We start from the raw sequence: 25,730 nt of genomic DNA, 5'->3' as shown, positions 1-25,730 counted from the left end.
GCAAGGCATAAAAGGACAAGATGAATGATAAAAAAACCTGTCAAACTGGATAAAATAAATCGAAATATTCTTATTGAACTACAGAATAACTCTCGAATTAGTAATAACGAATTATCTGAACGGGTAGGTTTGTCACCCAGCGCATGCCTGCAACGAGTAAAAGCGATGGAAGATTGTGGCTATATATTACAGTATGTTATGGCGTTAGATATCAATAAACTCTGCGTTAATGTAAAAGCCTATATCAATATTAAGCTAAAGAGTAACACCTACCAAAACTGCTCTATTTTCGAGCGTTCTGCAAAAAAATACCCTCAAATAGTCGACTGCTTAAGAGTGAATGGTGGAATTGATTATATCGCTTTTGTCATTTGCACTTCTATTGAAGAATTTAATGACTTTTGTGATGAGCTTTTACAAGCAGATTTAGGCATCGAAAATATCACCTCTCATTTCGTACTCGATGAGCCAAAGTGGTTTGGTGGATACCCCTTGAATAATTTGCAATGGAAAGGTGTGTAATTAGAGTCTAGGTCTGTTGTTCTTTACTGATTAATTTTCGTTCAAGTCAAATACGTTTTAATTGAAGCGAAAGATGTACAGCCTAGTCATCGGGTGAGTTTAATTGATGTTTTAAAGTACACTCTGGCTCAATTAACTATTTTATTAATATATTGTTGTCCAAAAGCATGTTTATTGCTGCATAATCAGTTACAAACCGCTGCTGTGCGATAGCAGACAACTGACTAATAAGAATTATTCTTTATGTTTTTATCACCTTATTTTACTAAGCAAGATCAAAGCGTGTTTATTTCGGCTCAACAAGCCAGTGACTTCGCCAAAAAAATCGCTGGAGATTTCAACCCTATACACGATGTGGGCGCTAAACGCTTTTGTGTCCCTGGCGATTTATTATTTGCACTAGTGCTGACCCAATACGGCTTAAGCCAAAACATGCAGTTTAAGTTTGCCGGCATGGTCGGTGATAACGTTGAGCTGCACATCGATAAAAATGTGGTCAATAAATTCAGCATTAGCGACACCAAAGGCAAAGAATATCTGCATATTGAGCGTCAAGGTGAAGTGTGCCAATGTGATATTCAAACAGCGGCATTTATTAAAAGTTATGTTGCTTTTTCAGGATTGAACTTTATCCACGTACTTGTGCCGATGATGAAGCAATACAAGGTCATGATTAACCCTGATCGCCCATTAGTGATTTATGAAAGCATGTCATTTCATTTAGACCATTTTGATTTCAGCACCATCAGTTTGCACCTTATCAAACAAGACTTAGCGATTGATGGCAAGCGTGGCGATGTCACCCTCACCTTTGAACTGCAAAGCGAAGGAAAAGTGATTGGTAGCGGAGTCAAAACATTAGTATTAAGCGGCTTACGTGCTTTTGATGACGAGCAAGCGCAGCAAATGTGCGACAGATATGAAAGTAGAAAGCTGGCGTAAACCAAGATACGTGAGCGATGTTCATCGTTCACGAAATACCATTCCATAACGATACCTGCGTAATTCAACTTATTGAATGCTCAGATACCAATATGGAATAGTCTCTTCGATATCGTATTGATCATAATGTCAATTTTAATACCGATTTGTTACTTACAGGGTAAAACTTAAATAGCCAAAATTTTTAGTGCTTACAACAAATTGGTACATGTAACAAACTCGTGAATTTTGATCAGTTACTTTGGCACGTCTTGTAATAATGCCAAGGCACTATTACCGATAAGTTGCTCAACACATTTACGCCCAGCATCAGCAAAATGACTAACAGCAGCCTCGATGACAATATTAAGCGATTTGAGTATTTTCATGCTTTCGTCACTACTGCCACATAAACTAAAAAACAGTTGTAATACTGCTTTACGTTCAGGTTGTTTCATAACTTCAGCCCATGATTGCTCTAGTGCCGATATCGAAGACAAATCTAATCCTTCAATAAAAAACTGTCCGATACGCTGATCTAAACGCACTAAAAATTCTGTTTTACGCGGAAAGTGATGACTGATACCCGTTCGGCTGACTCCAGTGGCGGCAGACAGCGTGGTATAAGACATCGCCTCAAAACCAATCGTGAGGATTTGTTTAAAGGCTTCATCTAAAATTTGGTTAACGGTTAACTCAGTTTCAACTCGTGAACGCTTGGCCATAAACTTGGTCTCTCTAATTATTTTGGTGCCAGAGCTTACCAGACCAAACTAGAAAATTCTGCTAAGAATTAGCGAATTTACAACATTTTTAACCGTACAATATCCAGAAAGACAAGATAAAACAGAACATTATCGCGATAACTATTTATTTACCCTTTAAAATCAAAGGTTATAAAAAATCACAATTTAATGAGCTGCAGAAGGTGATAAAAACAGGTTACAAAAATTTACATATTATTTTCGGTTAAGAATTGATTTTTCAGCCAACGTTGTGCCTCAGCCTTACCCATTAACCTTTCTAATGTCGGCGACAACACTTGAATTAGCTCCGATTGACGCCAAAAAATGTACCCTGGCAAAGATTGAACCGCACTAAAAGTACGCTGCACTAAGCTAGAAAATTCTCCCATGTCACGCGGCGACCACGTCGGCATTAATGGATAAACTGCGGATAAAAAATCCTCATAGTGAGTAAAATGCTGCAATTGTTGGGCATTATAATGATTGAGCACAATTTGAAGTTGAGGCGCGCTCCAATGCGACAAATTACCACTGTCGTTGATAAGGGCCAGGTTTCGGCGATGAAATTGTTGCCACGCTAAATCGAGCTGCTGATAATGCTGCGCAATACGCCATAACAGATACAAATCCGCTAGCCACTCATGCTGATACTCAGTTAAAGATGAGGGTAAAATACTGCCTTGTAATGCAATGTTATATAAATGGCCTATTTCATGCCACAAGGTTAATTGTATTTGGTTGGCTAATGGCAACTGATAAGTTTTTAAACCAATTGCGCCACTCTGTTCAGCCATATTGTTAGCAGGATTGACAACAATAACCCCTGCTATTATGTGATGTTCAGCAACCAGCACCATCGCACTTTTACGCCCAACGGCGCGGCGAATATTGGCAACAGAAAAAGCGGTTTGTTGTTGTAATGAAGCAGGGAGTAACGCAATACACCTTACCAGTGAAGATAAAGAACATACTAGCGCTTGTTTGGTTGCTATTGGGATAAAATAAGCCTGGCGAATGTCATCACTCGCCAAAACATTTTCAACCATAACTGTTGTGGTTTTTAGTTGATTTGTGGTCATAGATTGAGGCGTAATAAGCTGGCCGGCATTAACAAAGTGACAAACCAATAACGGCGCGCAAGCAACGCTACAGCTTAATAACTTGAGTAATGACCGTTGCCAGTATCTAAGCATCAACTATTTTTGTGACATAATATTTTGAATAATAGCGGTAGTGGATACACCATCTTCAAATCCAAGCACTTCAACCTTGCCACCTGCAGCCATCACTTCAGCACCACCAGCAATATCTTCCACTTTGTAATCGCCGCCTTTGACTAAAGAATCTGGCAATAATCGCGTAATAATACGTTGTGGTGTGTCTTCAGTGAAAGGGACTACCCAGTCTACCGATGCTAGACCCGCTAAAACTGCCATACGGCGATCAACAGGATTAACCGGACGTCCAGGGCCTTTTAAGCGCGTCACCGAGCTATCATCATTTACAGCAACAATAAGGCGATCACCTAAGGCTTTAGCTTGCTGTAAATAGCTCACATGGCCAGCATGTAAAATATCAAAACAACCGTTGGTCATGACAATGCGCTCACCGCGTAAACGGGCCTGATCCATTGCATAAGCTAATTGATCTTCTGTCATTACCCCAAAACCAGACTCGCCATGGTTAAGGGCTAATGCTTGAATCAGCTCAATGCGGCTAACCGTTGAAGTGCCAAGTTTACCTACAACCACGCCCGCGGCGGTATTGGCTATCGCACAAGCTTGCGCTAACGAAGCACCGGCAGCAATTGAGGTCGCCAAAGCAGAAATCACCGTATCACCTGCTCCCGTAACATCGTGAACTTCACGTGCAACCGTTGGAATGTGCAGTTCGGGTTGGCTTTGCGACACTAACGTCATGCCCTTTTCTGAACGGGTCACTAAAATGGCGTCAAAGTCGTGCAACTTAATCAGTTTCTGTGCTTTTTCGATTAAATCATCTTCGCTGGTTACCGTACCGACAACCGCTTCAAATTCGCTCATGTTTGGCGTGATTAATGAAGCTCCGTGATAACGAGCAAAATCATGCCCTTTCGGATCAACTAATACCTTTACCCCTTTGGCTCGTGCTTTAGCAATAAAGTCCTTAGGTTCATCAATGGCGCCTTTGGCATAATCAGACAATACCAATACATCGACATTGTCTAAAATGGCTTCGCTTTGCGCGAATAATGCTTGGCTAGTCGCTTTCTCAAATTGCTCTTCAAAATCTAAGCGGATTAACTGTTGATTACGCGACAATACTCGTAATTTAGTAATTGTCGGCTTGTCTGCTACCGTTAACCATTGCGGTTCTACCCCAAACACTTTTACCCCTTGGGTTAATGCTTGTGCGGTTTCATCTTGGCCGACTATGCCCGCTAACTGGACATGTCCACCTAATGTTGCAATGTTTAATGCCACGTTGGCGGCGCCGCCGGGTCTATCTTCAATTTGATTAATTTTAACAACAGGTACAGGGGCTTCGGGTGAAATGCGTCCCGTAGGGCCTACCCAATAGCGATCTAACATCACATCGCCAATCACTAAAACGCGCGCATTTTCAAAAGCTGGGAGAGAAACCTTCATAGTGTATTCGCTGTCTTGTAAAAATTTAACCGTGATTGTACCTAATTTTCATCTAAATATGAGTTAGAATAACAAATAATTTTTTGTGAACTAGACGAGTTGTCCGTGGTCGAGAAAGCCGAATTTTCTTCTGATTTATATCATCCTAAACATTGGCCTATATGGTTTGGCGTCGGTTTGATGCGTTTAACCTTACTATTACCTCTGTCTTGGCAAATGAAAATTGGCCGTGGCATTGGTCGATTAGTCATGAAAGTTGCGAGCGGAAGAACCCATACCGCTAAGCGTAATATCAATTTATGCTTTCCTGAGATGAGTGATGCAGACAAGCAACAACTGCTTGAGCGTACTTTTGAAGAAACCGGTAAAGCGGTATTTGACACCATTAACGCATGGTGGTGGTCAAACGAGCGCGTGCAACAGCACATGACCATTAAAGGCACTGAGCATGTTAGTCAGAGTTTAGACAATGGCAAAGGGGTGATTTTATTTGCGGTACATTGTTTACCACTTGAAATGGGCGCGCGTATATTTGGCCAGTTTGCCCCGGGAATTGGCGTGTATCGTCCCCATAACAATCCGGTGATGGAATACTTACAAGTCAAAGGTCGCTTACGTTCAAACAAAGGCTTAGTGCCTAAGCGTGATGTGCGCCAGATGATCCGCAGTTTGCGCAGTCCTGATGTCATTTGGTATACCGCCGATCAAGATTTTGGCCGTTCAAGCGCGGTGTTTATTCCTTTTTTTGGCGTGCCAGACGCTGCCACCATTACTGGCGCAACCTCACTGGCAAGATTAGGTAAAGCCAATGTAGTGCCTTTTTTTGTTGAACGTAATAGTGATGACAAAGGCTACACCCTTGAAATAATGCCGCCTTTAGAGCATTTTCCTGGCGACAATGAAACAGACGACGCCATTCGTGGTAACCAGATTGTAGAACAACTGATTAGCCGCAACAAAGCTCAATACATGTGGCTTCATCGTCGTTTTAAAACCCGTCCCACTGAAGACACGCCATCGTTATATGACTGATTTAAGTTAAACGCGTCGGGGTATATAAATGATGACTGTTGCTACCAACTAATAGCTACTGATGAGCAATACATAATTAACCCGCTATAGCAGTATTAAAGCCATAGCGGGTTAGTTATGTATTCAGAAAAATGTAAAAATCGAGACGAAAAAAGAGGCTATTAAGTTTTCTTATGAGTAAATTCAAACTCTTGCGAAATATTGACCGCCTTAAATCCTGATGGGTCCGCCATCAAGGTTTTCGCCATAAAATCGGCTGCCATCCCAAAAGGCTTTTCATTAACTTGGCGATTAAACTCAATACCTTCGCCCGTTTGGCTGATTAAATATTGATAAGCCAAACGGTTACACTCAATCACCCAATCAGCGGTTTCGCCAGCGGCTTCAGTTCTTGGCAAGCAACTTAACCCAATAGCGTTATCATTGTGTGTTATCGATAATTCGACTAAGTGGCCTAATTGAGCATCATCTGCTTCTGCTAGCATGGAGACAATCCCGCCTAGAGAGCAAACCAACAACGAACTTAACAATTTCATATTAACTCCTTTTAATACGTATCTAACGACGATCATTGAGATCAATGATATTCTTACCAACAATCATTTTACAAGCAGTCATTTTACAAGCAGCCGTTTTACAAGCTGTCGTTTTGTAAATACAGCTAGACTAACAGTGAACACCATTAAATAAAATCACAAATCTCCGCAAGCGACTTTTTCTCAATAGCATACTGTGGAATGGTCGCTCCATCGGCCGGGTATCCCGCTATAATAAGCATATACGGACGCTCATTATCATTGTCGCGCCCACACACTTTACTTAAAAAACTCATCGGTTTTGGCGTATGCGTTAATGTGCCAAGACCTGCATGATGCAATGCTTGAATTAAAAAACCGGTCGCAATCCCCACAGACTCATGCACATAATAATTACTTTTCTGTTCACCCGATTCTTCAGTACGTTTTTTGCTAAACACTGCAATCAGCCAAGGCGCGTGTTCTAAATACGGTTTATCAGCATTAGTGCCTAAAGGTTTTAATGCATCTAACCATTCTTCACCGGCGCGACCTGCATAAAATGCTTGCTCTAACGCCTCAGCTTGTTGACGAATTTGCGCTTTTATCTGTGGGCTATTTATCGCCACAAAATGCCATGGTTGATGGTTAGCACCATTGGGCGCCGTGCCCGCTGCCAATATGCACTGCTCAATAATGGCTTGGGGTACCGCGCGATCAGAGAATGCCCGTATTGAATGACGTCGCTTAACTTGCTGGTAATTATCTTGTGCCCGCTTGAGCATTTCATCTGGAGAATATTCAATAAAATCTGTTAGTGGTAAATGCGCTTGGCTCATAATCCATCCTAATTGTTGTTCTTATGATTGCTATTCTTATGATTGTTATTCTTATGATGGTTATATTTTTATAAAGTGAAAACTCATTTTCAATAACCGGTAGTTTTTGTAATAGTCCTAAGCTAACAAACAGGATAATAATTGCTATTAAAATATTCTTATTGAAACCATTAAGGCGACAGATTAGAGTCTAGCGAGTCGGTTTAGCTTTCTAAAGGATTATATGATTGCAGCAATAATAGGTGCGACGGGTTTAGTGGGGAATACCTTACTTACTCGCATCATTGAAAGTGAACATTATAGTAAAGTATTGGTTATTGGCCGTTCGGCACCTAATTTGGTCGAACATCAATTTGGGGCTGAGAAAGTGCAATTTATTTGCTGCCAACTGGACGAAGTACATGAGCTGGCATTGGCAGAAAAAGTTGATCATGCGTTTTGCTGTTTAGGCACCACAATCAAACAAGCGGGCAGCGAAGAAGCTTTTATTCAAGTCGATAAATTAGCCGTATTGGCTTTCGCTAAACTTATCCAAGTTCAAGAAAATCCTTCACTTAAATTTATGGTGGTGACCGCATTGGGCGCGGATGCTAAATCAACCGTGTTTTATAATCGAGTCAAAGGCGAAGTAGAGCAAGCCCTTAAGGCACTATCTTTACCGGTACTCAATATTTTTCAACCGAGCTTATTATTAGGACCACGAGATAATGGTCGTTTTATGGAAGATATTGGCCAAAGCCTTTTTGGTGGTTTATCGTTTCTATTTATCGGTCCGCTGCGTAAATATCAGCCCATTAATGCGCACACGGTAGCCGAGTCGATGTACCAAGTGGCTTTGAAGCCTCAGGTCGCTCCCACGCATCAAATTATCACTAATGCCATGATGCATCGCTGTCATTATTAATACCAATCGTATTAGTTATCTGCTCATGCTGTGGGAATTCAAATGACGTTAATCAAGTCGAAGACTTGAAGGCATAGTCATTTTACGTCAAAAGGCTTCAACGCAGAATAATGTGATTGGTTTAATACTAAGCTCGACAAAAACACGCGAATATGACAAGTTAATGCACATATGATGTTTAATACTAACAAGGCAACACGAGTAACTATAACCATAACGTAAGGAGAACGAGAATGAGTGATGATAACGATTTATCTTTAAATGAAGTCTGTGAAATACTCGACAAAAGCCCTACTACGATTAAGCGTTATGCTCGCGAAAATTTACTGTTCACTGAACAAAACGGTAATGTGCTAAGTTTCAACAAAGCCGAAGTAATGCGTTATCTGGCGTTTTCTGAACGTTAATATCGACTCTGAACGTTAATGTCGAGTGAAACCCTATTTGCTAAAAAATCCCCAAACCGTCAATGACAGTATGGGGATTTTTTATTGATACGCTCAGTTCATATTCTTATTTACAGCTTCTAAGCTACGCTTGGACGAGTAAATATGAATGACCGAACATGGGCTAGCAAACATAAACCCAACGCTCAACACAGCATTAGTCACCAAAATCATCTAGCAAGATGTTTTCAGACTCGACACCTAAGCTTTCTAGCATGGCTATCACTGACGCGTTCATGATTGGAGGACCACACATATAAAACTCACAGTCTTCTGGCGCTTTATGTTGTTTCAAGTAATTCTCATACAGCACGTTATGAATAAAGCCGGTATAACCCGTCCAATTATCTTCAGATAATGGATCAGACAAAGCAACATGCCAAACAAAGTTGTCATTTTCGGCGGCTAGTTTATCAAAATCTTGCTGATAGAACACTTCACGAGTTGAGCGAGCACCATACCAAAAGCTCATTTTACGTTTGGTTTTAACACTTTTTAATTGGTTAAATATGTGCGATCGCATCGGTGCCATACCCGCACCACCACCAACAAACACCATTTCAGCATCGGTTTCTTTGACAAAAAACTCACCAAAGGGACCAGAAATCGTTACCTTATCACCGGCTTTTAAATTAAAAATATATGACGACATTTTGCCTGGTGGTAAACCGGCTTTAGGCGGCGTTGCAATACGCACATTTAGCATAATCGTCCCCTTTTCATCAGGGTAGTTTGCCATTGAATAAGCACGTAATACGTCTTCATCAACGGTAGACACTAAATCGAACAAACCGTATTTAACCCAGTCACCACGATACTCTTCAGGAATATCAAAATCGGCATAACGTACTTCATGCGCAGGCGCTTCAATTTGAATGTAACCACCGGCTTTAAATAATACATCTTCACCGTCGGGGATTTTTAATAACAGCTCTTTAATAAACGTCGCTTGGTTATTATTTGAAACAACCTCACATTGCCATTTTTTAACCCCAAAAATTTCTTCATCAATCTCAAGTTCCATGTCGGTTCTCACCGTCACTTGGCACGCTAAACGACAGCCTTCTTTGGCTTCTTTTTTCGAAATATGATCAAGTTCGGTCGCTAAAATATCACCGCCACCCGCTTTTACTTTTACGCGGCATTGGCCACATGTACCACCACCGCCACACGCTGATGGTATAAAAATATGTTGTCCAGACAGTGCGCCCAATAACTTATCACCCGCAGGGGTTTGCACGCTTTTGCTGGCGTCACCATTAATACTAATAGTGATATCATTGGTGTTCACTAACTTACGTTTGGCAGCTAAAATCACCACCACTAGCAAACTTACCACTATGGTAAACATGCCAATACCTATTGCCATTTCCATTAAATAACCCTTCTCTTCAATGCGTTATAACGTAATGCCCGCAAATGACATAAAGCCCAGAGCCATTAAGCCGGTGGTAATAAAGGTAATCCCAATGCCTTGTAACCCATCAGGAATAGCATGAAACTTCATCCGCTCACGCAATCCCGCTAATAACACAATGGCCATCGCCCACCCCACACCAGAACCCGCAGCAAAAACCACTGACTCAGTAAAGTTATAGTCACGGTTAGCCATAAAGATAACCCCAGCAAAAATGGCACAATTCACCGTTAATAGCGGTAAGAAGATCCCTAATGACTGATATAAGGTCGGAATATAACGGTCTAAAAACATTTCTAAGATTTGCACTAATGCAGCAATGACTCCAATAAAGGTAATCAACTGTAAATAGCTTAAATTCAACTCAGGAAACCCAGCCCAAGCTAATGCGCCTGGCGCTAAGATATTAACGTAGATAATTTGGTTTAATGGCACAGCCAGCATCATGACCACAATCACCGCAATGCCTAAACCAAATGCAGTAGAGACCTTTTTCGACACGGCTAAAAAGGTGCACATACCCAAGAAAAATGACAGCGCCATGTTGTCGATAAACGCCGCTTGGATAAATAAATTAATATAGTGTTCCATGCTGTTTCCTTATCCGCGCTTACGCTGAATGATTTTAATGACCCAAATCATCACGCCAATTAAAAAGAACGCACTGGGTGGTAAAGTGAACATTTCATTTGCAAGATACCAACCGCCATTTTCAACAGTGGTAAATATGTTGTGACCAAACAAACTGCCACGCCCCAGTAGCTCACGAATAAACGCTACGCCCATTAAAATTAAGCCATAACCCAAGGCATTGCCTAAGGCATCAAATACGGCTAAATGAGGCGGATGTTTCATCGCAAAGGCTTCAGCTCGGCCCATAATGATACAGTTAGTGATGATCAAACTAACAAACACAGACAACTGTTTTGACAATTCATACGCCACGTCTTGTAGCACCATATCGACAATAATCACCAACGAGGCAATCACCGTCATTTGCGCAATAATCCGCACACTATTAGGAATAAAATTGCGGATACTTGAGATTATCAAGTTAGAAAATACCAACACAAAGGTCACAGCAAGTGTCATGACGAATGCAGTTTGCATCGAATTACTGACCGCTAAAGCCGAACACACACCTAATACCTGTATTGCCACAGGGTTATTAGCCATAATTGGCGATGTTAGGATCTCACGAGTTGAAATAGCACGACTCATTTACTTACCCTCCGCAGCTAACGTGTGTAGATAGGTTTGGTATCCTTCTACGCCAAACCAAAACTCGACTAAGCGCTGAATACCGACACCGGAACGAGTCGCCCCACTTACGCCATCAATACCGTGAATGTCACCATCTTTGGCGCCGCCCTTAACCACTTTAATGGCAATATTACCTTTGGCATCAAATAACGTTTTGCCTTGCCACAAGGCTAACCATTGTGGGTCAGTAATAAAGTCCGCAATACCTGGGGTTTCGCCATGTTCATAAAACACGATATTTTCGATAGTGTTTAAGTCTGGTTTTATCGCCATGTAACCGTAAATAATCGACCATAAACCTTTGCCATAGATCGGCATAACAATGCTGGCAAGTTGGCCATTGGTGTCATACACCTCAAAAATACGAATGTCGGTCGCCATGGTTTTAATTTTAGCGATATCTTTTTTCGGTTTGGTCGAGGTTTCAGGGTTGATCGATGCCATTCGCTCATCAAAATCAAGTAGATTGGCTTTTTCAGTCACCTTGCCTGTCGCCAAGTTAACCATCTTAGGCTTCACTCGTTGAGCAAATAACTCACTAAAGTCACCTTGGCTGATGTCGATGTCCGCAGCCTTTAACACAAACTGCTGCACTTCTTCGCGCTTTTTAGCCAACTTACGCTCTTTTAAAATCTCCACGGTACCGGTGATCATAAATGAGCAAACTAGGCTTAAAATGATGATAAAAATCATTGTTCCAGCGACGCTATCTTTCTTAAAGGCCATGACGTTTTAGTCTCCGTTTAATATTGGCGCGTGCGACTAAGTAGTCGAATAACGGTGCCCATAAATTAGCAAACAAAATAGCCAACATAATGCCCTCTGGCATTTTGGCATTCAGTAAACGAATAATAATGGTCATAAAACCAATCATAAAACCAAAGGCAAATTTAGCCTTGCGGGTATATGACGCCGTTACCGGATCGGTGGCCATAAACATCATCCCCAGTGCAAAACCACCAGTGACTAAATGCCATGTCCACGGCATTGCCGACATAGGATTTCTGCTAGAACCAAAGTAGTTAAACAACAAAACGGTTATGATCATTCCTAGCATCACGCCGGCTACCACACGCCAATCAGCTACGCGGGTAAGCAGTAAAATACCACCACCGATAAGGATGGCTAAGGTACTGGTTTCACCCACTGCACCTGGGGTAAAACCTAAAAAGGCATCCCACCAAGTGCTGTCGCTTAATACGCTGAACCAACTCACATCAATAAAGCTTAATTTTTTAGCCACGGTAAGGGTTAACGTCGTTGCACCAGAAAAGCCATCAACCGCCACAAACTGGCTTAATGACACCACTTCTGTTGGGTATGCAAAATAAATAAACGCATAACCCGCCAGTGCAGGGTTTAAAAAGTTGTAACCCATACCACCAAACATCTCTTTGGCCACGACCACACCAAAGCTAAGGCCCAAAGCCACAATCCATAACGGCGTAGAGATAGGTAATATGAGTGAGAATAATAACGCGGTGATAAAGAAGCCTTCGTGCAGTTCTTGGTGGCGCACTTTGGCAAACACCACTTCCCACACCAAACTGACCACCAACGCGGTTAAGTAAAATGGCACATAAAAACTGGCACCATAGGCGAACAAACTGATTAAACCTGCGCTTTGCGTAAGTGGGCCAAACAGTAAGTCATAAAAGGCAAGTTGCCATACATCCGGCTGTGTTGCCCCGGCAATAATGGCTATTTGAGCCTGCAGGCCAATGTTGTACATGCCCAATAACATTGCAGGAAATAAGCACATGCCCACAATATGCATGGTGCGCTTAACATCAATCGCATCACGAATATGCACATCACCTTTGGTGCTACGACCATTGGCTATCCACAACGAACGTAAATAGCTGCGCATCGAGTTGCCATGAGCGTAATAGCTGTCTTGTTTGCTAGGCTTTTTCTGTTGCTGACTCATTAACCTTCCCTCTCGATAATATCTAGGCAAGCACGAAGTTCTTTACCAAAGTCATACTTTCCTGGGCACACAAAAGTGCACAACGCTAAATCTTCTTCATCTAGCTCTAATGCGCCGAGCAGTTGTGCCTCATCGGTATCTCGCACCACTAAATCACGTACTAACAAGATGGGTAAAATATCAAGCGGCATAACGCGGGCCAGTTGGCCAAACGCCATCATGGCTCGCGGAGAACCACCAGCAGTAGTGGTGAAATCGAACAGTTTTTTGGTGCGACTAAAACCTGACATCATGATGCCGGTAAGTGAAAATTTACTGCTGTCATGACGCACCCAAGGCAACAACTCTTGACGTTCATTTTCAGTCAATACGCTAATTTGATTATGGAATCGACCTAGGTAATCGTACACATCAGCAGCGGTATGGCCTGACAATAATGACCCAGACACAATGCGCGACTGTCGCTGGTCAATTTCACCATTTACCCATTTGCTTAACTTTGCGCCTAACTGGGTACGTACTAAACGCGGCTTTAATACATTAGGCCCCCCTAGCGCGACGATGCGATCAGTATACAGTTCACCGGTTAAAAACAGTTTGCCGAAGGCAATCACGTCTTGGTAACCCACATGCCACACCTGGCGTTCAATACTGGCTGGTAACAGGTAATGAATGTGAGTGCCGACTAATCCTGCTGGGTGCACGCCGTTAAAGCGTTGCACACTGACTTGCGATAAGTCGTACTCGCTGCTGGCATCTGCCAATAACGAAACGCCATCGTCTTGGCATAAATACACTTTTTCGGTGGTCAAAAACGTAAGGGCAAATAATCCGGCTTGGAAAGCCTGTGGTTGAGTGGCAATAATGACACGCGGATCGGGCGCAAGAGGATTAGTGTCAATAGCAGTAACAAATATCCCTGCAGGACTGACATCTAATTGGGGCACTCGAGAAAAAGGACGCGTACGCAGCGCAGTCCATAAGCCACTGCGGACTAAACCGTCTTTAACTGCTTGATGTGATAGTGCATGAATATCCACTGATTGGAGAATAATGGCAGGCTCTTGCGTGGCATCACAATCAATCACTACCGACTGCAGTACCCTGCGCTCTCCGCGATTAATTGCACAAACAACTCCGCTGGCTGGCGCAGTAAATAACACGCCAGGGGTTTTCTTGTCCTCAAACAGCACTTGGCCTTTGGCGACATGATCACCCACTTCAACCGACATTGTAGGCTTTAAGCCAACGTATTCTTCACCAATTAACGCCACTTGGGTCGTTTTAGGTGCGCCATCTATTTGCTGCAGTGGTTCTCCAGCAATCGGGATATCAAGTCCGCGCTTAATAGTTATTACTGGATTGGTAACACCAGCCATCACATTCACCATCTAAAAATATTCGATAGCTTATGTTATATGTTTGCAACTACTAATATAGTAACTAAGATCACACTCCGAGCGAGGACTGTAATTTTGGAACATAACCGAATGCCAGATTTGTGAAGCAGGTCAATTTATGGTCTCGAGATAAAACTATTTATGTAATTTATGTGTCAAAAGGGTTGTTACATTCCGGCAGTATTAGCGGTACATGTTATAACCAATAATCCATAAAAAACCCACGACTAGATTGATTAATATCTACAAATTAGGCTTGATTACTCCGCACCAAAACAGCCATAACGTATGTTCTATCGCGCTAGGCTAAGAGTTTAATCCGCTATCTGTTGAATTAGTCGACCTTGTTGAAAAAGGTACACGCAATCCATTTGTTCTAACGCAGTTAAACGATGACTAATCATTAACAGGGTTTTATGCTCCGCAAAATCGAGCAACACGTTAAGGATTTCACGCTCGGTACGTTTATCTAATCCTTCAGTCGGTTCATCAAGCAATAACAAAGGAGCGTCACGCAATAATGCCCTTGCGACTCCGATTCTGCGCTGCTCACCACCCGATAATTGCCGACCGCCCTCACCTATCCAGCAATCTAATGGTTTATCGCCCTGCAACAAGGTTTGTAAACCAACGCGCTGTAATACCTCTATAAAACGAGGATCATGAGCTTTTTGGGTTTCGCTTTGCACAAAGGGCAACGCCAAGGCTAAATTGTCACGTAAGGTGCCAGAAAACAGATAAACTCGCTGACTCACCACGGTCATCGCAGCACGAAGATTGGCATCGCTGTAGGCACTTATGGGCTCGCCATCAAGCGAAATAGACCCTTGTTGCGGCGCCCAATCACGAGTAATCAGCCCCAACAAGCTGGATTTACCACAACCTGTGGGACCTAAAATAGCCACTTTTTCACCGGCTTTAAGAGTCAAATCTACACCTTGTAACACCGGTGAATGGCTGTGATAACCAAAGTGAACACCACTGAGCTGCAAGGCGCCGTGTTTTGCTTGCAAGTGACTGTTAGCATTAAATTTAACACTCGGTGTTTGTTCGGTTATTTCGGTCACCCTTCGGGCGGCAAGTACTGTGCTAGATAAATGTTGAAATGCACCGGCTATTGGCATCATCATTTCAAGGCTGGCCATGGTGGCAAACACCATTAAGGCCATTAACGGCCCCGGAGGCGTGGCATCCCCGACGCTTTGACCCGCTAAATACAACATAAACACTACTGCAATGCCATTGATTAATATCAATAATGCTTGGCTCAACCCAGTAATATTAGCCATGGTAGTTTGCTGACTAAATAAAGCCTGCTGTGATTTATCAAGTTGGGCTAAATAACGCTTATTGGCGCCAAATAAACTTAATTCAGCTTGCCCCTGAATAACATCAAACAACTCGACTCGATATTGCCTTTGCGCTTGCATCAATGCTTGCCCAGGTGCCTTACCTAAGTAATAAAATACCAGCGGTAAGATAAACCAAGCCGCTAATAACAAAGCACATAAACTCAAGGCTAAATGGTTATCAAACCACCCGAGAAACACCAACAATACCCCAATCATCATCAAAGATGCGGTCATTGGCGTGAGTAAGCGTAAGTAGAGATGATCTAACGTATCAATGTCGGCAACTAAACGATTGAGTAAGTCGCCTCTGCGCAGACCTTGTAAGTTAGCAGCACTCAACGGTAGCAACTTATTCCATGCCCAAACACGCAGTTGAGTCAGCAATTTAAAGGTCGCTTCATGCGTTGCTAAGCGCTCGCCGTAACGACTTGCTGTTCTGGCGATGGAGAAAAATCGAACGCCTCCTGCCGGGGTAAAAAAGTTGAATGTTTGGGCCGTCAACACTGCTAAGCCTGCTACCGCACTGGCTGATAAGAACCAACCAGATAAAGACAACAGACCAATACCGGTGAGTAACGTGGTAAAAGTAAGCAATAAGCCGACTAACATCATCAGCCACTGGCGGCGGAACAAAGCAATAAACGGCCGTAACACCTGAATAATGTTACGCGGCGCGGCATCAACGGGTTGCGACATCAGCACACCTCCGGTTGTTGATTCTGTTGCTGATTGAGCATTTGTGCTAATAATCCATCAGCCTGCTGTAAATCATTTACATGGCCTTGCTGCACTACCATTCCGTTGTCCATCACCAATACGTAATTCATGTTGTGTAAATCATCTAATTTGTGGGTAACGGTTAATGCTGTTGTCGACTGCATCGCGCGGTGCAACGAGGCCAGCACTGACTGCTCGCTTTGGGCATCTAAGCTGGCAGTGGGTTCATCTAATAAAAACAATTTAGCGGGTTGTGCCAACGCACGTGCTAATGCAAAACGCTGGGCCTGGCCCACTGACACTCCTGCACTTTGGTCGCTTATGACTAAATCGAGGCCTAATGGTTGCTGCTTTACAAACTCACTGATATCAGCTTGTTCTAGCAACGTCATAATTTGTTCATCGTTTAATTGCGGATTGGCCAATGCAACATTTTCTCTCACCGTGCCATGAAACAATTGCGGATCTTGCCCTAACCAAGCCAAATGTTGCCGCCACTGAGCCACATTAAGTTGTGACAACTCCTGACCATTAATCAGTAACGATCCCTGATAAGGCAAAAAACCCAGCAACGCATTAAGCAAGCTGGTTTTACCCGCACCACTTGGGCCCACAATAGCCCAGTGTTCACCTGCGGGTAATGTAAATGATATTGGCCCAGCTAAACGCTGACCATCTAAACTAAACACTTCAACCCCAATCGCTTGAATGTCTATGCTGTCGGCTGTGAACGCCATATCTGGTGATGCTGAATGGATTTTAGCAGGGGTATTAACGTGATAATCAAGTAGCTCAACCAACGCTTCTGCAGCGCCTATCGCTTGAGCTTTGGCGTGATAATGAGTGCCTAAGTCTCGCAGGGGTTGATAAAATTCTGGCGCTAAAATCAACACGAACATGCCAGTAAACAAACTTACCTGTACGCCATAGTGACCAAAATCTAAATGGCCTAAGTAACTAAAGCCAAAGTACACCGCCAACACGGCAATCGATACCGCGGCAAAGAACTCTAATACCGCGGAACTAAGAAAGGCTAAGCGTAATACCGACATCGTCCGGGCACGAAAATCTTCCGAAGCATGTTCAATGTTAACTAACTCGGCTTCACCGCGATTAAACAGCTTTAACGTTTGCAGGCCTTTTAGGCGATCCATAAAATGACCGCTTAAACGTGATAACGCCTGCATATTTTTACGATTAGCATCTGCGGCGCCCATACCCACTAAAATCATAAATAGCGGAATCAATGGTGCCGTGGCCATCAAAATGATCCCAGCGGCCCAATTAAGCGGAAACACACAGGCTAATATAAGCAAAGGAATAAACCCTGCCAGCATCATCTGCGGTAGGTATTTAGCATAATAGTCATGCAAATCTTCAACTTGCTCAAATACTAAGGTTGCCCATGACCCAGCAGGTTTGCCTTTAATAAATACCGGCCCTAATGCGACTAATTTATTGAGCACCGCTTGGCGTATGTCGGTGCGTAAACGTTTGCCCGCCTCAAAGCTTATCCGTTCACGCACCTGCGCTAACAATGCTCGGGTGAATAGCAAACCAATAAGGGCAAAAAATTGAATGTTTAATGTGGCGGGAACAAGGTTATCAATAATGACACCCTGTAAAATCTGAGCAATAAAATAGGCCTGTGCCACCATGGCAATGCCATTTAGCACACCACATAGCACCGATAGTTTGAGGAAAATACCACAAGAAGATTGTTGGCTTTTAAGCCATTTGGCTAATGACTTTTCTAACGACTTGTCCATGAAGCTCCGGCAGAGTTATCGATGACCACTTTAATCACGCAGTATCGCAGTACTGGCATCGAGTTAACACCTAAAACAGTGTAAATGTTATCTGATTCACATTTTGCTAATAAAGCCTTATTTAAAGATTAAATTTAACCACTATCAGCTTGAAACTTATCAAATTCAATAAAGTGCATCTTTTACAAATAAAATGGTTAATCACAAACAACATCACAGTGTTAAGCACAAACACGTTGAGCGACAAAACCAAGCTAATTTGCAAAAAGAACCAAAGGGGAAGCAATGCGAGTAAAACAATTTATTGTTGGTAATAACATTTATTGACCAGTACTCTCCCCGTATTTTACCAATACGTGCCAGAGTAACTTTAAGTCTTGTCGTTTTTTAGAATGTGCACCACGCTCACTCCATGAAGCCGGTTTTTTTTGCAATTGGTACGCCGCACGGCCAATAATCTCAGCATTAATCAACTCATTTTCAGCAAGGCTTTGCGCCAAAATAGGCATCGCAGCACCACGAAAATCATCGGGTATTTGTGCCACATTAATCTGCCGCCCTTGATGCCAATGCAACTCAATTCCATACTCATGACACAAGGCGACTAATGAATCGCCAATGGCAGTGCCTACATATGACGGATCGGCCACTAATATGGCAATATCTTGATCCAGCGACACATCGCCGTGAATTTGGGCTTCAATATAATGATCTAAATTACCGCTAGGGGCCACATCGAAACGGCTACTGATATCATCGGTTAAATGCTGACTAAAATGTTCAATCAACTTACTCGGTTTAAGCCCAGAAATACCCAAAGCATATTGACGCTCAAAGCTCTCACTGAGTAATGCCGCTAAAATCGCATCAAAACACTTTATAGTGCCCTTTTCTTTGGGCAACCGATAAGAGTCCATGTAACTAAAGGTACATCGAGACAATATTTGAGGATGAGTCACTAAATAACAACTGCCAAAGCGAGGCGCCGGACCTAATGGGCACAAACCAAAATCTAACGCACCATATTTAGGCCGATGCTTAATCCCAGAATAGCTGTGACCAAATAATTGGTTTTCCCAATGGTCGCGAGAACCGCCTAATTCTGGTGATAAATGACCATTAGAGACATGGGTTTCAAACTGGCTTTTATACACCCCGTCACGCAATAAACCATCAACGACAGTGAGGCCTCGATTATCAATTTGATCGGGATGAAAATGCAACGCGACTCGGCTATGTTGAGCGAGCTCGCGCATAGCAAGTTGAAGAGATAAGGTTGAAATATTAGACATTAACAGCACATTTTTGATCACGGCATGAGCATGATCTCGCAGCTCATACGCCATTTTCTCAATATGTATTTGTGCCGTTAATTTCATCAGTTAGAGACACCTTAAGTTAAGTAACCTCAGCTAAGTCGCTGAATATTTAGATAGAAAACGAGTTACCATTTTATTGTATGCAATAAGTCGACTTTTAGCACTGATTCTGGTCTTAAGATTAACACGATTTCATTAAATCGCTGTATTTGGCAATCATAAGCGAGACATTTTCACCATTAAATAGTCCATTATTAATTGTGATTACAGAGTATATATCGTTGCCCACACAGGGATTTGATAGCACTCAAAGAGGTTTTCAGGTAAGCTTCACGGCCGCCGTTACTGGCTACCTTTTATTCAAAGCAACAATGCGTTGCCCAAAGAGATTTTTCTATGAGTTTTTCCTCACTTGGTCTGAATGCTGCTATTTTAAAAGCGGTTGAAAAACAAGGTTATGACACCCCCTCTCCAATTCAAGCACAAGCAATTCCAGCTGTTTTAGCCGGTCAAGATGTAATGGCAGCAGCACAAACAGGGACAGGAAAAACAGCTGGTTTTACCTTACCAATTTTAGAATTATTATCTAAAGGTGAACGAGCGCAACGTGGTCAAGTCCGTGCGCTAGTATTAACACCAACACGCGAACTTGCCGCGCAAGTACAAGAAAGCGTCGCCACTTACGGCATCAACTTACCGTTAAAATCAGCCGTAGTCTTTGGTGGCGTGTCCATCGTGCCACAATTAGCTGCGCTCAGAAATGGTGTCGACATTCTGGTCGCAACGCCAGGCCGTTTACTCGACTTATGTCAGCAAAAAGCCATTAGCTTTAACAAATTAGAAATTCTAGTGTTAGACGAAGCAGACCGCATGCTAGACATGGGCTTTATTCGCGACATTAAAAAAGTATTAGCATTATTACCCGCTAAGCGTCAAAACTTGATGTTTTCAGCAACATTCTCGAATGAAATTCGTGAACTTGCTAAAGGCCTGGTTAACAATCCGGTAGAGATTTCAGTTACGCCGCGTAACGCAACAGCAAACACTGTGACCCAATGTGTGTATCCAGTGGATAAAACCCGTAAATCAATGGCGCTAATCGAACTGATTAAAACCAATGATTGGAAACAGGTGTTAGTGTTTTCTCGTACCAAACATGGTGCTAACCGTTTAGCGAAAAGCCTAGAAGCTGCTGGCATAAAAGCCGCAGCCATTCATGGCAATAAAAGCCAAACAGCACGCACTAAAGCATTGGCAGATTTTAAAGCCGGTGCAGTACAAGTTATGGTCGCAACAGATATTGCCGCGCGTGGCATCGACATCGATCAACTGCCATTCGTGGTTAACTTTGACTTACCTAACGTACCTGAAGATTATGTGCATCGTATTGGCCGTACCGGCCGTGCAGGTTCAACAGGTCAAGCTGTATCATTAGTGGGTCTTGAAGAAGTTAAATTACTGCATGATATCGAGCGTTTAATCAATCGTGTTATTGAGCGTAAGCAACTTGCTGGTTTTGAAGCACCATTCACTATCCCTGAAGCGAGTAGCAGATCTGGCGGTAATAGCGCTAAAAAGCCAAACCCGAATCGCAGTAAACATGCTCAACAGCATGCAAATGATGGCGCTCAAGGTGATAAACCAGCGCGTAAACCTGACTCTCGCCAACCATCACGCAGTCACGATAAGCCTGCAGATCCTAAAGCGGAAGCTAGAGCGAATGGTAATAAACCACCACAGCGTAATCGTCCACCACGTCGCAGTGGTACTGCAACAGTAGTGTCAGCAAATAGCAATAATCCTTATGCCAACGCTAAAGTTAAAAGCTAACTAACCTTAACTCGGGTTAAGAGATGGGATAAGTTAGTTAAAACGACAAAATTTGATCTATTTCATATCAAACTTGTCATTTGTTTTGCTAATAAGGCGTGTTGACGCGTCAATAGCTAGCCTATTGCAAGTCGATACAACACTGTTAGCGAGACAAAAGACTGTTTGATAACTGTTTATTATCCCGAGCTGAGGTTAATTAGCGATAGAGCATAAAAAAGCCGGTGAACATTGTTCAGCGGCTTTTTTATTATTCAGGCATAACCCAATCGACTAACTATCAATCAACTGCAAATAAATCAACTGCAACCCTACAGGCTGCAAAAGGCTCAGTTACATGAACCAAGCACGATAGCTACGGCCTTTTAACTTACCTTTACTGATGATATTCATCGCTTGTTTAGACACATTGCTTTTTACGGCAAAGTAAGCGCGAAAATCAGTCACTTTAATTTTACCAATATCGTTAAAATCTAAACCATTGCCACCCGTTAATGCACCAACAATGTCACCAGGACGGATTTTTTGCTTTTTACCCGCCTCAATCTGAATCGTGATCATTTCAGCAGCTAGTGGTTGCTTGTTGAGCGCACTCATTGGCGGTAAAGGCTCACTGACGACATCTTTGTTCATGGCTTCTTCAATCATCGCCATTTTGTAACCGTCTTCTTCACCAAAGAAAGTATATGCGGCTCCAGAACTGCCAGCACGGCCAGTACGGCCAATACGGTGAATATGCACTTCAGTATCGTAAGCAATATGATAGTTAAATACTGCGTCTAACTCATCAATATCCAAACCACGTGCAGCTACGTCGGTAGCAACTAAAATACGCGCACTACGGTTAGCAAACTGCAATAACATTTGATCGCGATCGCGCTGCTCTAAATCGCCATGTAATGCTAGTACGCTAAAGCCAAACTCATGTAATGAGTCAGCCACTTGTTGGGTTTCACGCTTGGTATTACAAAACACGACTGCGCTTCCAGGCTGCTTATCTAATAACAATAAACGCAATGCCTCAAGACGGCCCTGGTTATCTTCAATACGATAAAAGTGCTGATCGATAGTGAGGTTATCGTGTTTAGCTTCAACTTTAACCATTACCGGTTTATACAGAATTTGATCGGCAATCGCTTGGATTTGATCTGGGAACGTGGCACTAAACAGCAATGTTTGACGTTCACGAGGGGCCGCGGCAATGATTTGGTCAATGTGCTGTTGGAAGCCCATTTCTAACATGCGATCGGCTTCATCTAAAATCAGCATGTTCATGTTACTTAAATCTAAACGGTTGCGATCTAAATGATCAACAATACGACCCGGAGTACCGACAATAATGTGTGCTCCGTGTTCCAATGAGCCAACTTGTGGCCCCATAGGTACGCCGCCACATAGCGTTAGTACTTTAACGTTATGGATACCACGGGCCAAGGTACGAATGTCTTTCGCTACTTGGTCGGCTAACTCACGCGTTGGACAAAGCACCATGGTTTGGATGCGAAAACGTTTTACATCCAGTTTATTAAGCAATCCTAAACCAAAGGCAGCTGTTTTACCTGAACCAGTCATCGCTTGGCCGATAACATCTTCACCGGCCAAAATAGGCGGTAAGCTCTCAGCTTGGATCTGAGTCATCGATTCAAAACCCATAGTTTGGAGGTTTTCAAGCAATTCAGGTTTTAATTTAAGTGATGCAAAAGCCGTGTTAACGACTTGTTCTGTAGACTGACTCAAGGCAAATATCCTCTGATATCGAAAGGTAAAAAGCAGGCAAAAGCTGCAAAAAAATATACCAATACCATTACATAAATGAGCCAATAACGCGCAAAACTATCATTAAACAGCGGAACAAAATTAGCATATACAATGATGTTATATGAAAAATGCTTACCGCTATTTGCGAACGATTTATCTTGCCAGAAGGAACAGATAATAAATAAGATTGGTGTGAGCAAAGGTCTTAAAACAAACCTAAGCCAGATGTCAGCTATTGTAGCAATTTTATTCGCAGTTCGCTGACAAATATTTATCGATAATTCAGCTTATTTTGAGGGTAATGCTAGGTAATTTGGCCAAAGTGGCCTTGCTGATAATCACGAACAGCTTGCTCTATCTCAGCCTGGGTATTCATCACAAACGGCCCCATGTGGACAATTTTTTCGTTAATCGGCTTGCCCGCTAATATTAACAACCCAGCACCTGTGGCCTCGGTTTGAAAATGACAGACTTCAAGCGCATTTAAAACTAAAAACTGCCCTGCTCCTGCAGTTTCTCGCAAACCTTGTGCATCAATATAGTTAAGCTCGCCTTGATACACATAAGCGCACACCGTTTGGTGCTCTGCAAGATTCAGCGTGCAGTGACCATATTCAGTTAACGTTAAATCAGCAATTGCCCCATGGCCAGCTAACCCCTGAAGAGTTGAAGTAATCTTATGTGGCTCATGATTAAAACCCCAACTCCCCGCCAAGGCAACAAGCGTTGCGCCGTGTTCGTTATTTATACGGGGATTAGTCTGTTTACTGCTGTCTTGATAAATAGGCGGACGCATTTTGTGTTTTGCTGGCATATTGATCCAAATTTGAAACCCATGCAGCCCTTCTTTGGCATCTGCTAATGGCATTTCAGAATGCAGCACGCCACTGCCAGTACTCATCCACTGCACATCTCCGGCACGAATAGGTTTAACATTGCCCATTTGATCGCGATGTTCAAAGCCGCCTTTACGAATATAAGTAAAGGTTTCTACACCTCTATGTGGATGCGGCGGAAAACCACCAATAAAATCTTGTTCATCATCAGACTTAATCTCATCGATCATTAAATATGGATCAAAACGAAGCTTATCAAAGTCGGCAATACGATTAATGTTTACACCATCACCGTCCATTGCGGGCAAAGCGCTAAAACGCTGTAATACTTTCATGAAAACCTCGGTGATGAAAAATAACTATTTAATAATAGCAGGCTGTTAACTGAATAAATATTGCATAATAGTGTGATTTTCTTTCGATAAAATAGACCAATTAACAAGGATGATGTCTTTTGCTCAAGCAAGATAAATTTATCCACATCAATTAATGAACTTTACCTTCTGTTAACAATCAAAAAAGGACTGATAATACTGCGATGATAAAGTGATTGATATAAATGGAAGTAATAACGGTTGGCTGGGAGCCACATCACTCTCGATCTTCAACACACTCCTCTAAAGAAGCATATTGGCTTAAGCCTGTACTCACGGCATTCATCATCCATGTTTTATTGATTTATGTGTTGATTACGTTTTGGTACCAAGACACGACGCATCGAGTGTCAGCTTTAGTGGTTAAGCCTTCGCCCACCGCAATAAAAAGCTATCTCATGACTTCAACGCAATACCAATCAATAACCCAAACAAGTTTGCCACCCAAGCTTTATGACATAGAAAGTGCCCAAAACATAAAGAATTTTCCGCCCATTATTGATACGAATGTTGATGTTAGCCAATCGACGTCTATAAACGCGAAAGAGACACCAATCTTCTTAGATGAAGACAAGACCCTCGATAAAGTGATGCCATCAAACAATAAGCCCAACAACATACAACCACCTGTAATAACCAAAAAAAATAATGTACTTCCGATCCAAATAAAACCAAACACGACCACTGACATCAACAAGTCCGCGCCATCATTAGCGTCAATACAACAAGCCACTAGCCATTTTATACAGCAAAATAATATTGCAGCATTAGACACACTCGTAGGTTCTCAAACTGCATTACAAAACAAACCCACTGGCACTATGAGTGAAATGGACCCTAACCTTGATTTTATAGAGTTAGCAGCAGAAATTGATATCAGCCAACCGCATACCTTTAACCATAGGCTAGACCCTAACAGAATAGTAAAACAGGGCGATTATTGTTACCGGGTGGTTGAATTGGCAACTCAAGTGAATCCTCATGGATGGGGACTAGGATTTGCAACATTTTGTGGCGAAGACCAAGTCAAAAAACAATTAACAGAAGCGATTCGCAAAAGAGTCAACGCCGTAAAATGAGTTACTGAATTGGCATGGTCATATCAACATCTGGCATCACTATCCTAGTCAATGATAAATAAGCCGCTAATACCGCAAATACAATACCCAAAGCCCTTTCCTTATGATGATCCCTGACTAGGACCTAAGATGCC

General features: G+C 42.5%; 23 protein-coding genes. 7 read left to right on the top strand and 16 right to left on the bottom strand.

What is annotated here, in order from left to right; genetic code table 11:
- Positions 1–24 precede the first annotated feature (24 nt).
- Positions 25–522: an Lrp/AsnC family transcriptional regulator gene (locus AAEY99_RS07695; RefSeq protein WP_182744229.1), complete on the top strand. Its 498-nt coding sequence runs from the start codon at positions 25–27 to the stop codon at positions 520–522.
- 243 nt (positions 523–765) lie between these two features.
- On the top strand, positions 766–1,464 hold the full coding sequence (locus AAEY99_RS07690; RefSeq protein ID WP_162022322.1) for a DUF3581 domain-containing protein: 699 nt from the start codon (positions 766–768) through the stop codon (positions 1,462–1,464).
- A gap of 236 nt (positions 1,465–1,700) precedes the next feature.
- Here the strand turns inward: AAEY99_RS07690 and AAEY99_RS07685 are convergent, their stop codons facing one another.
- The 3 genes from AAEY99_RS07685 to hldE all read right to left on the bottom strand — a co-directional run bounded on the left by AAEY99_RS07685 (position 1,701) and on the right by hldE (position 4,816).
- Entirely contained in the window at positions 1,701–2,168 is a 468-nt protein-coding gene (locus AAEY99_RS07685; protein ID WP_350998029.1) for a TetR family transcriptional regulator, read from the bottom strand.
- Between the two features lie 227 nt (positions 2,169–2,395).
- Positions 2,396–3,268 carry a hypothetical protein gene (locus AAEY99_RS07680; RefSeq protein WP_351009900.1) on the bottom strand — a complete coding sequence of 291 codons (873 nt, stop codon included), beginning with the start codon at positions 3,266–3,268 and terminating at the stop codon, positions 2,396–2,398.
- 117 nt (positions 3,269–3,385) lie between these two features.
- A complete protein-coding gene (hldE, locus tag AAEY99_RS07675; protein WP_351009899.1) occupies positions 3,386–4,816 on the bottom strand; it encodes a bifunctional D-glycero-beta-D-manno-heptose-7-phosphate kinase/D-glycero-beta-D-manno-heptose 1-phosphate adenylyltransferase HldE in 1,431 nt (476 codons plus the stop codon).
- 105 nt (positions 4,817–4,921) lie between these two features.
- On the opposite strand from hldE, the gene lpxL reads away from it, so the two are divergent.
- Positions 4,922–5,848 carry an LpxL/LpxP family Kdo(2)-lipid IV(A) lauroyl/palmitoleoyl acyltransferase gene (gene lpxL, locus AAEY99_RS07670; RefSeq protein ID WP_351009897.1) on the top strand — a complete coding sequence of 309 codons (927 nt, stop codon included), beginning with the start codon at positions 4,922–4,924 and terminating at the stop codon, positions 5,846–5,848.
- Positions 5,849–6,009: 161 nt separating this feature from the next.
- On the opposite strand, the gene AAEY99_RS07665 is transcribed toward lpxL, so the two are convergent.
- Together AAEY99_RS07665 and AAEY99_RS07660 are read right to left on the bottom strand one after the other, a co-directional pair.
- Positions 6,010–6,384: a hypothetical protein gene (locus AAEY99_RS07665; protein WP_101086088.1), complete on the bottom strand. Its 375-nt coding sequence runs from the start codon at positions 6,382–6,384 to the stop codon at positions 6,010–6,012.
- 146 nt (positions 6,385–6,530) lie between these two features.
- Positions 6,531–7,202, bottom strand: a complete 672-nt coding sequence (locus tag AAEY99_RS07660; RefSeq protein ID WP_351009894.1) for a nitroreductase family protein — start codon at positions 7,200–7,202, stop codon at positions 6,531–6,533.
- Positions 7,203–7,425: 223 nt separating this feature from the next.
- Here AAEY99_RS07660 and AAEY99_RS07655 point away from each other — a divergent pair, with 223 nt between their 5' ends.
- Positions 7,426–8,106, top strand: coding sequence for a Rossmann-fold NAD(P)-binding domain-containing protein (locus AAEY99_RS07655; RefSeq protein ID WP_162022319.1), 681 nt, complete (start codon positions 7,426–7,428; stop codon positions 8,104–8,106).
- A gap of 233 nt (positions 8,107–8,339) precedes the next feature.
- Entirely contained in the window at positions 8,340–8,513 is a 174-nt protein-coding gene (locus AAEY99_RS07650; protein WP_101086091.1) for a helix-turn-helix domain-containing protein, read from the top strand.
- A gap of 196 nt (positions 8,514–8,709) precedes the next feature.
- Here the strand turns inward: AAEY99_RS07650 and nqrF are convergent, their stop codons facing one another.
- The 9 genes from nqrF to AAEY99_RS07605 form a co-directional block, all read right to left on the bottom strand.
- Positions 8,710–9,927, bottom strand: a complete 1,218-nt coding sequence (gene nqrF / locus AAEY99_RS07645; RefSeq protein ID WP_351009893.1) for an NADH:ubiquinone reductase (Na(+)-transporting) subunit F — start codon at positions 9,925–9,927, stop codon at positions 8,710–8,712.
- Positions 9,928–9,951: 24 nt separating this feature from the next.
- Complete coding sequence (gene nqrE, locus AAEY99_RS07640; protein WP_101086093.1) at positions 9,952–10,560, bottom strand: NADH:ubiquinone reductase (Na(+)-transporting) subunit E; 609 nt, start codon at positions 10,558–10,560, stop codon at positions 9,952–9,954.
- A gap of 9 nt (positions 10,561–10,569) precedes the next feature.
- Complete coding sequence (locus AAEY99_RS07635; protein ID WP_101086094.1) at positions 10,570–11,190, bottom strand: NADH:ubiquinone reductase (Na(+)-transporting) subunit D; 621 nt, start codon at positions 11,188–11,190, stop codon at positions 10,570–10,572.
- On the bottom strand, positions 11,191–11,958 hold the full coding sequence (locus tag AAEY99_RS07630; protein WP_101086095.1) for a Na(+)-translocating NADH-quinone reductase subunit C: 768 nt from the start codon (positions 11,956–11,958) through the stop codon (positions 11,191–11,193). It abuts the gene before it with no gap.
- Positions 11,948–13,162 (bottom strand): NADH:ubiquinone reductase (Na(+)-transporting) subunit B, encoded by a 1,215-nt coding sequence (locus AAEY99_RS07625; RefSeq protein WP_101086096.1) that lies wholly within the window; start codon positions 13,160–13,162, stop codon positions 11,948–11,950. The genes AAEY99_RS07630 and AAEY99_RS07625 overlap by 11 nt, the downstream gene beginning before the upstream one ends.
- Positions 13,162–14,541: a Na(+)-translocating NADH-quinone reductase subunit A gene (locus AAEY99_RS07620; protein WP_350998021.1), complete on the bottom strand. Its 1,380-nt coding sequence runs from the start codon at positions 14,539–14,541 to the stop codon at positions 13,162–13,164. The genes AAEY99_RS07625 and AAEY99_RS07620 overlap by 1 nt, the downstream gene beginning before the upstream one ends.
- A 335-nt stretch (positions 14,542–14,876) precedes the next feature.
- On the bottom strand, positions 14,877–16,574 hold the full coding sequence (cydC, locus tag AAEY99_RS07615; RefSeq protein ID WP_197708422.1) for a heme ABC transporter ATP-binding protein/permease CydC: 1,698 nt from the start codon (positions 16,572–16,574) through the stop codon (positions 14,877–14,879).
- 35 nt (positions 16,575–16,609) lie between these two features.
- Complete coding sequence (cydD, locus tag AAEY99_RS07610; protein WP_351009891.1) at positions 16,610–18,400, bottom strand: heme ABC transporter permease/ATP-binding protein CydD; 1,791 nt, start codon at positions 18,398–18,400, stop codon at positions 16,610–16,612.
- A gap of 320 nt (positions 18,401–18,720) precedes the next feature.
- Positions 18,721–19,779, bottom strand: a complete 1,059-nt coding sequence (locus AAEY99_RS07605; protein WP_162022314.1) for a DUF3626 domain-containing protein — start codon at positions 19,777–19,779, stop codon at positions 18,721–18,723.
- Positions 19,780–20,115: 336 nt separating this feature from the next.
- Between AAEY99_RS07605 and AAEY99_RS07600 the strand changes: the two genes are divergently transcribed.
- On the top strand, positions 20,116–21,549 hold the full coding sequence (locus tag AAEY99_RS07600) for a DEAD/DEAH box helicase (protein WP_351009889.1): 1,434 nt from the start codon (positions 20,116–20,118) through the stop codon (positions 21,547–21,549).
- Between the two features lie 333 nt (positions 21,550–21,882).
- Here AAEY99_RS07600 and dbpA read toward each other — a convergent pair whose 3' ends face one another.
- Together dbpA and AAEY99_RS07590 are read right to left on the bottom strand one after the other, a co-directional pair.
- Positions 21,883–23,286 (bottom strand): ATP-dependent RNA helicase DbpA, encoded by a 1,404-nt coding sequence (dbpA, locus tag AAEY99_RS07595; protein WP_101086101.1) that lies wholly within the window; start codon positions 23,284–23,286, stop codon positions 21,883–21,885.
- A gap of 325 nt (positions 23,287–23,611) precedes the next feature.
- A complete protein-coding gene (locus AAEY99_RS07590) occupies positions 23,612–24,478 on the bottom strand; it encodes a pirin family protein (RefSeq protein WP_101086102.1) in 867 nt (288 codons plus the stop codon).
- Between the two features lie 224 nt (positions 24,479–24,702).
- Here AAEY99_RS07590 and AAEY99_RS07585 point away from each other — a divergent pair, with 224 nt between their 5' ends.
- Positions 24,703–25,596 (top strand): hypothetical protein, encoded by an 894-nt coding sequence (locus AAEY99_RS07585; RefSeq protein ID WP_351009887.1) that lies wholly within the window; start codon positions 24,703–24,705, stop codon positions 25,594–25,596.
- The last annotated feature ends 134 nt before the right edge of the window (positions 25,597–25,730 follow it).

This window comes from Shewanella sp. S1-58-MNA-CIBAN-0166 (genome assembly GCF_040310085.1).
Lineage (GTDB): Bacteria > Pseudomonadota > Gammaproteobacteria > Enterobacterales > Shewanellaceae > Shewanella.
Note: the sequence above shows the minus strand (reverse complement) of the source record. Positions and strands in the feature narration are given on the sequence as shown.

Bases quoted from the DNA above. Each gene is read 5' to 3' on its own strand.
- AAEY99_RS07695 (WP_182744229.1), top strand. From the start codon at position 25: ATGATAAAAAAACCTGTCAAACTGGATAAAATAAATCGAAATATTCTT.
- AAEY99_RS07690 (WP_162022322.1), top strand. From the start codon at position 766: ATGTTTTTATCACCTTATTTTACTAAGCAAGATCAAAGCGTGTTTATT.
- AAEY99_RS07685 (WP_350998029.1), bottom strand. From the start codon at position 2,168: ATGGCCAAGCGTTCACGAGTTGAAACTGAGTTAACCGTTAACCAAATT.
- AAEY99_RS07680 (WP_351009900.1), bottom strand. From the start codon at position 3,268: ATGACCACAAATCAACTAAAAACCACAACAGTTATGGTTGAAAATGTT.
- hldE (WP_351009899.1), bottom strand. From the start codon at position 4,816: ATGAAGGTTTCTCTCCCAGCTTTTGAAAATGCGCGCGTTTTAGTGATT.
- AAEY99_RS07665 (WP_101086088.1), bottom strand. From the start codon at position 6,384: ATGAAATTGTTAAGTTCGTTGTTGGTTTGCTCTCTAGGCGGGATTGTC.
- AAEY99_RS07660 (WP_351009894.1), bottom strand. From the start codon at position 7,202: ATGAGCCAAGCGCATTTACCACTAACAGATTTTATTGAATATTCTCCA.
- AAEY99_RS07655 (WP_162022319.1), top strand. From the start codon at position 7,426: ATGATTGCAGCAATAATAGGTGCGACGGGTTTAGTGGGGAATACCTTA.
- AAEY99_RS07650 (WP_101086091.1), top strand. From the start codon at position 8,340: ATGAGTGATGATAACGATTTATCTTTAAATGAAGTCTGTGAAATACTC.
- nqrF (WP_351009893.1), bottom strand. From the start codon at position 9,927: ATGGAAATGGCAATAGGTATTGGCATGTTTACCATAGTGGTAAGTTTG.
- nqrE (WP_101086093.1), bottom strand. From the start codon at position 10,560: ATGGAACACTATATTAATTTATTTATCCAAGCGGCGTTTATCGACAAC.
- AAEY99_RS07635 (WP_101086094.1), bottom strand. From the start codon at position 11,190: ATGAGTCGTGCTATTTCAACTCGTGAGATCCTAACATCGCCAATTATG.
- AAEY99_RS07630 (WP_101086095.1), bottom strand. From the start codon at position 11,958: ATGGCCTTTAAGAAAGATAGCGTCGCTGGAACAATGATTTTTATCATC.
- AAEY99_RS07625 (WP_101086096.1), bottom strand. From the start codon at position 13,162: ATGAGTCAGCAACAGAAAAAGCCTAGCAAACAAGACAGCTATTACGCT.
- AAEY99_RS07620 (WP_350998021.1), bottom strand. From the start codon at position 14,541: ATGGCTGGTGTTACCAATCCAGTAATAACTATTAAGCGCGGACTTGAT.
- cydD (WP_351009891.1), bottom strand. From the start codon at position 18,400: ATGGACAAGTCGTTAGAAAAGTCATTAGCCAAATGGCTTAAAAGCCAA.
- AAEY99_RS07605 (WP_162022314.1), bottom strand. From the start codon at position 19,779: ATGAAATTAACGGCACAAATACATATTGAGAAAATGGCGTATGAGCTG.
- AAEY99_RS07600 (WP_351009889.1), top strand. From the start codon at position 20,116: ATGAGTTTTTCCTCACTTGGTCTGAATGCTGCTATTTTAAAAGCGGTT.
- AAEY99_RS07590 (WP_101086102.1), bottom strand. From the start codon at position 24,478: ATGAAAGTATTACAGCGTTTTAGCGCTTTGCCCGCAATGGACGGTGAT.
- AAEY99_RS07585 (WP_351009887.1), top strand. From the start codon at position 24,703: ATGGAAGTAATAACGGTTGGCTGGGAGCCACATCACTCTCGATCTTCA.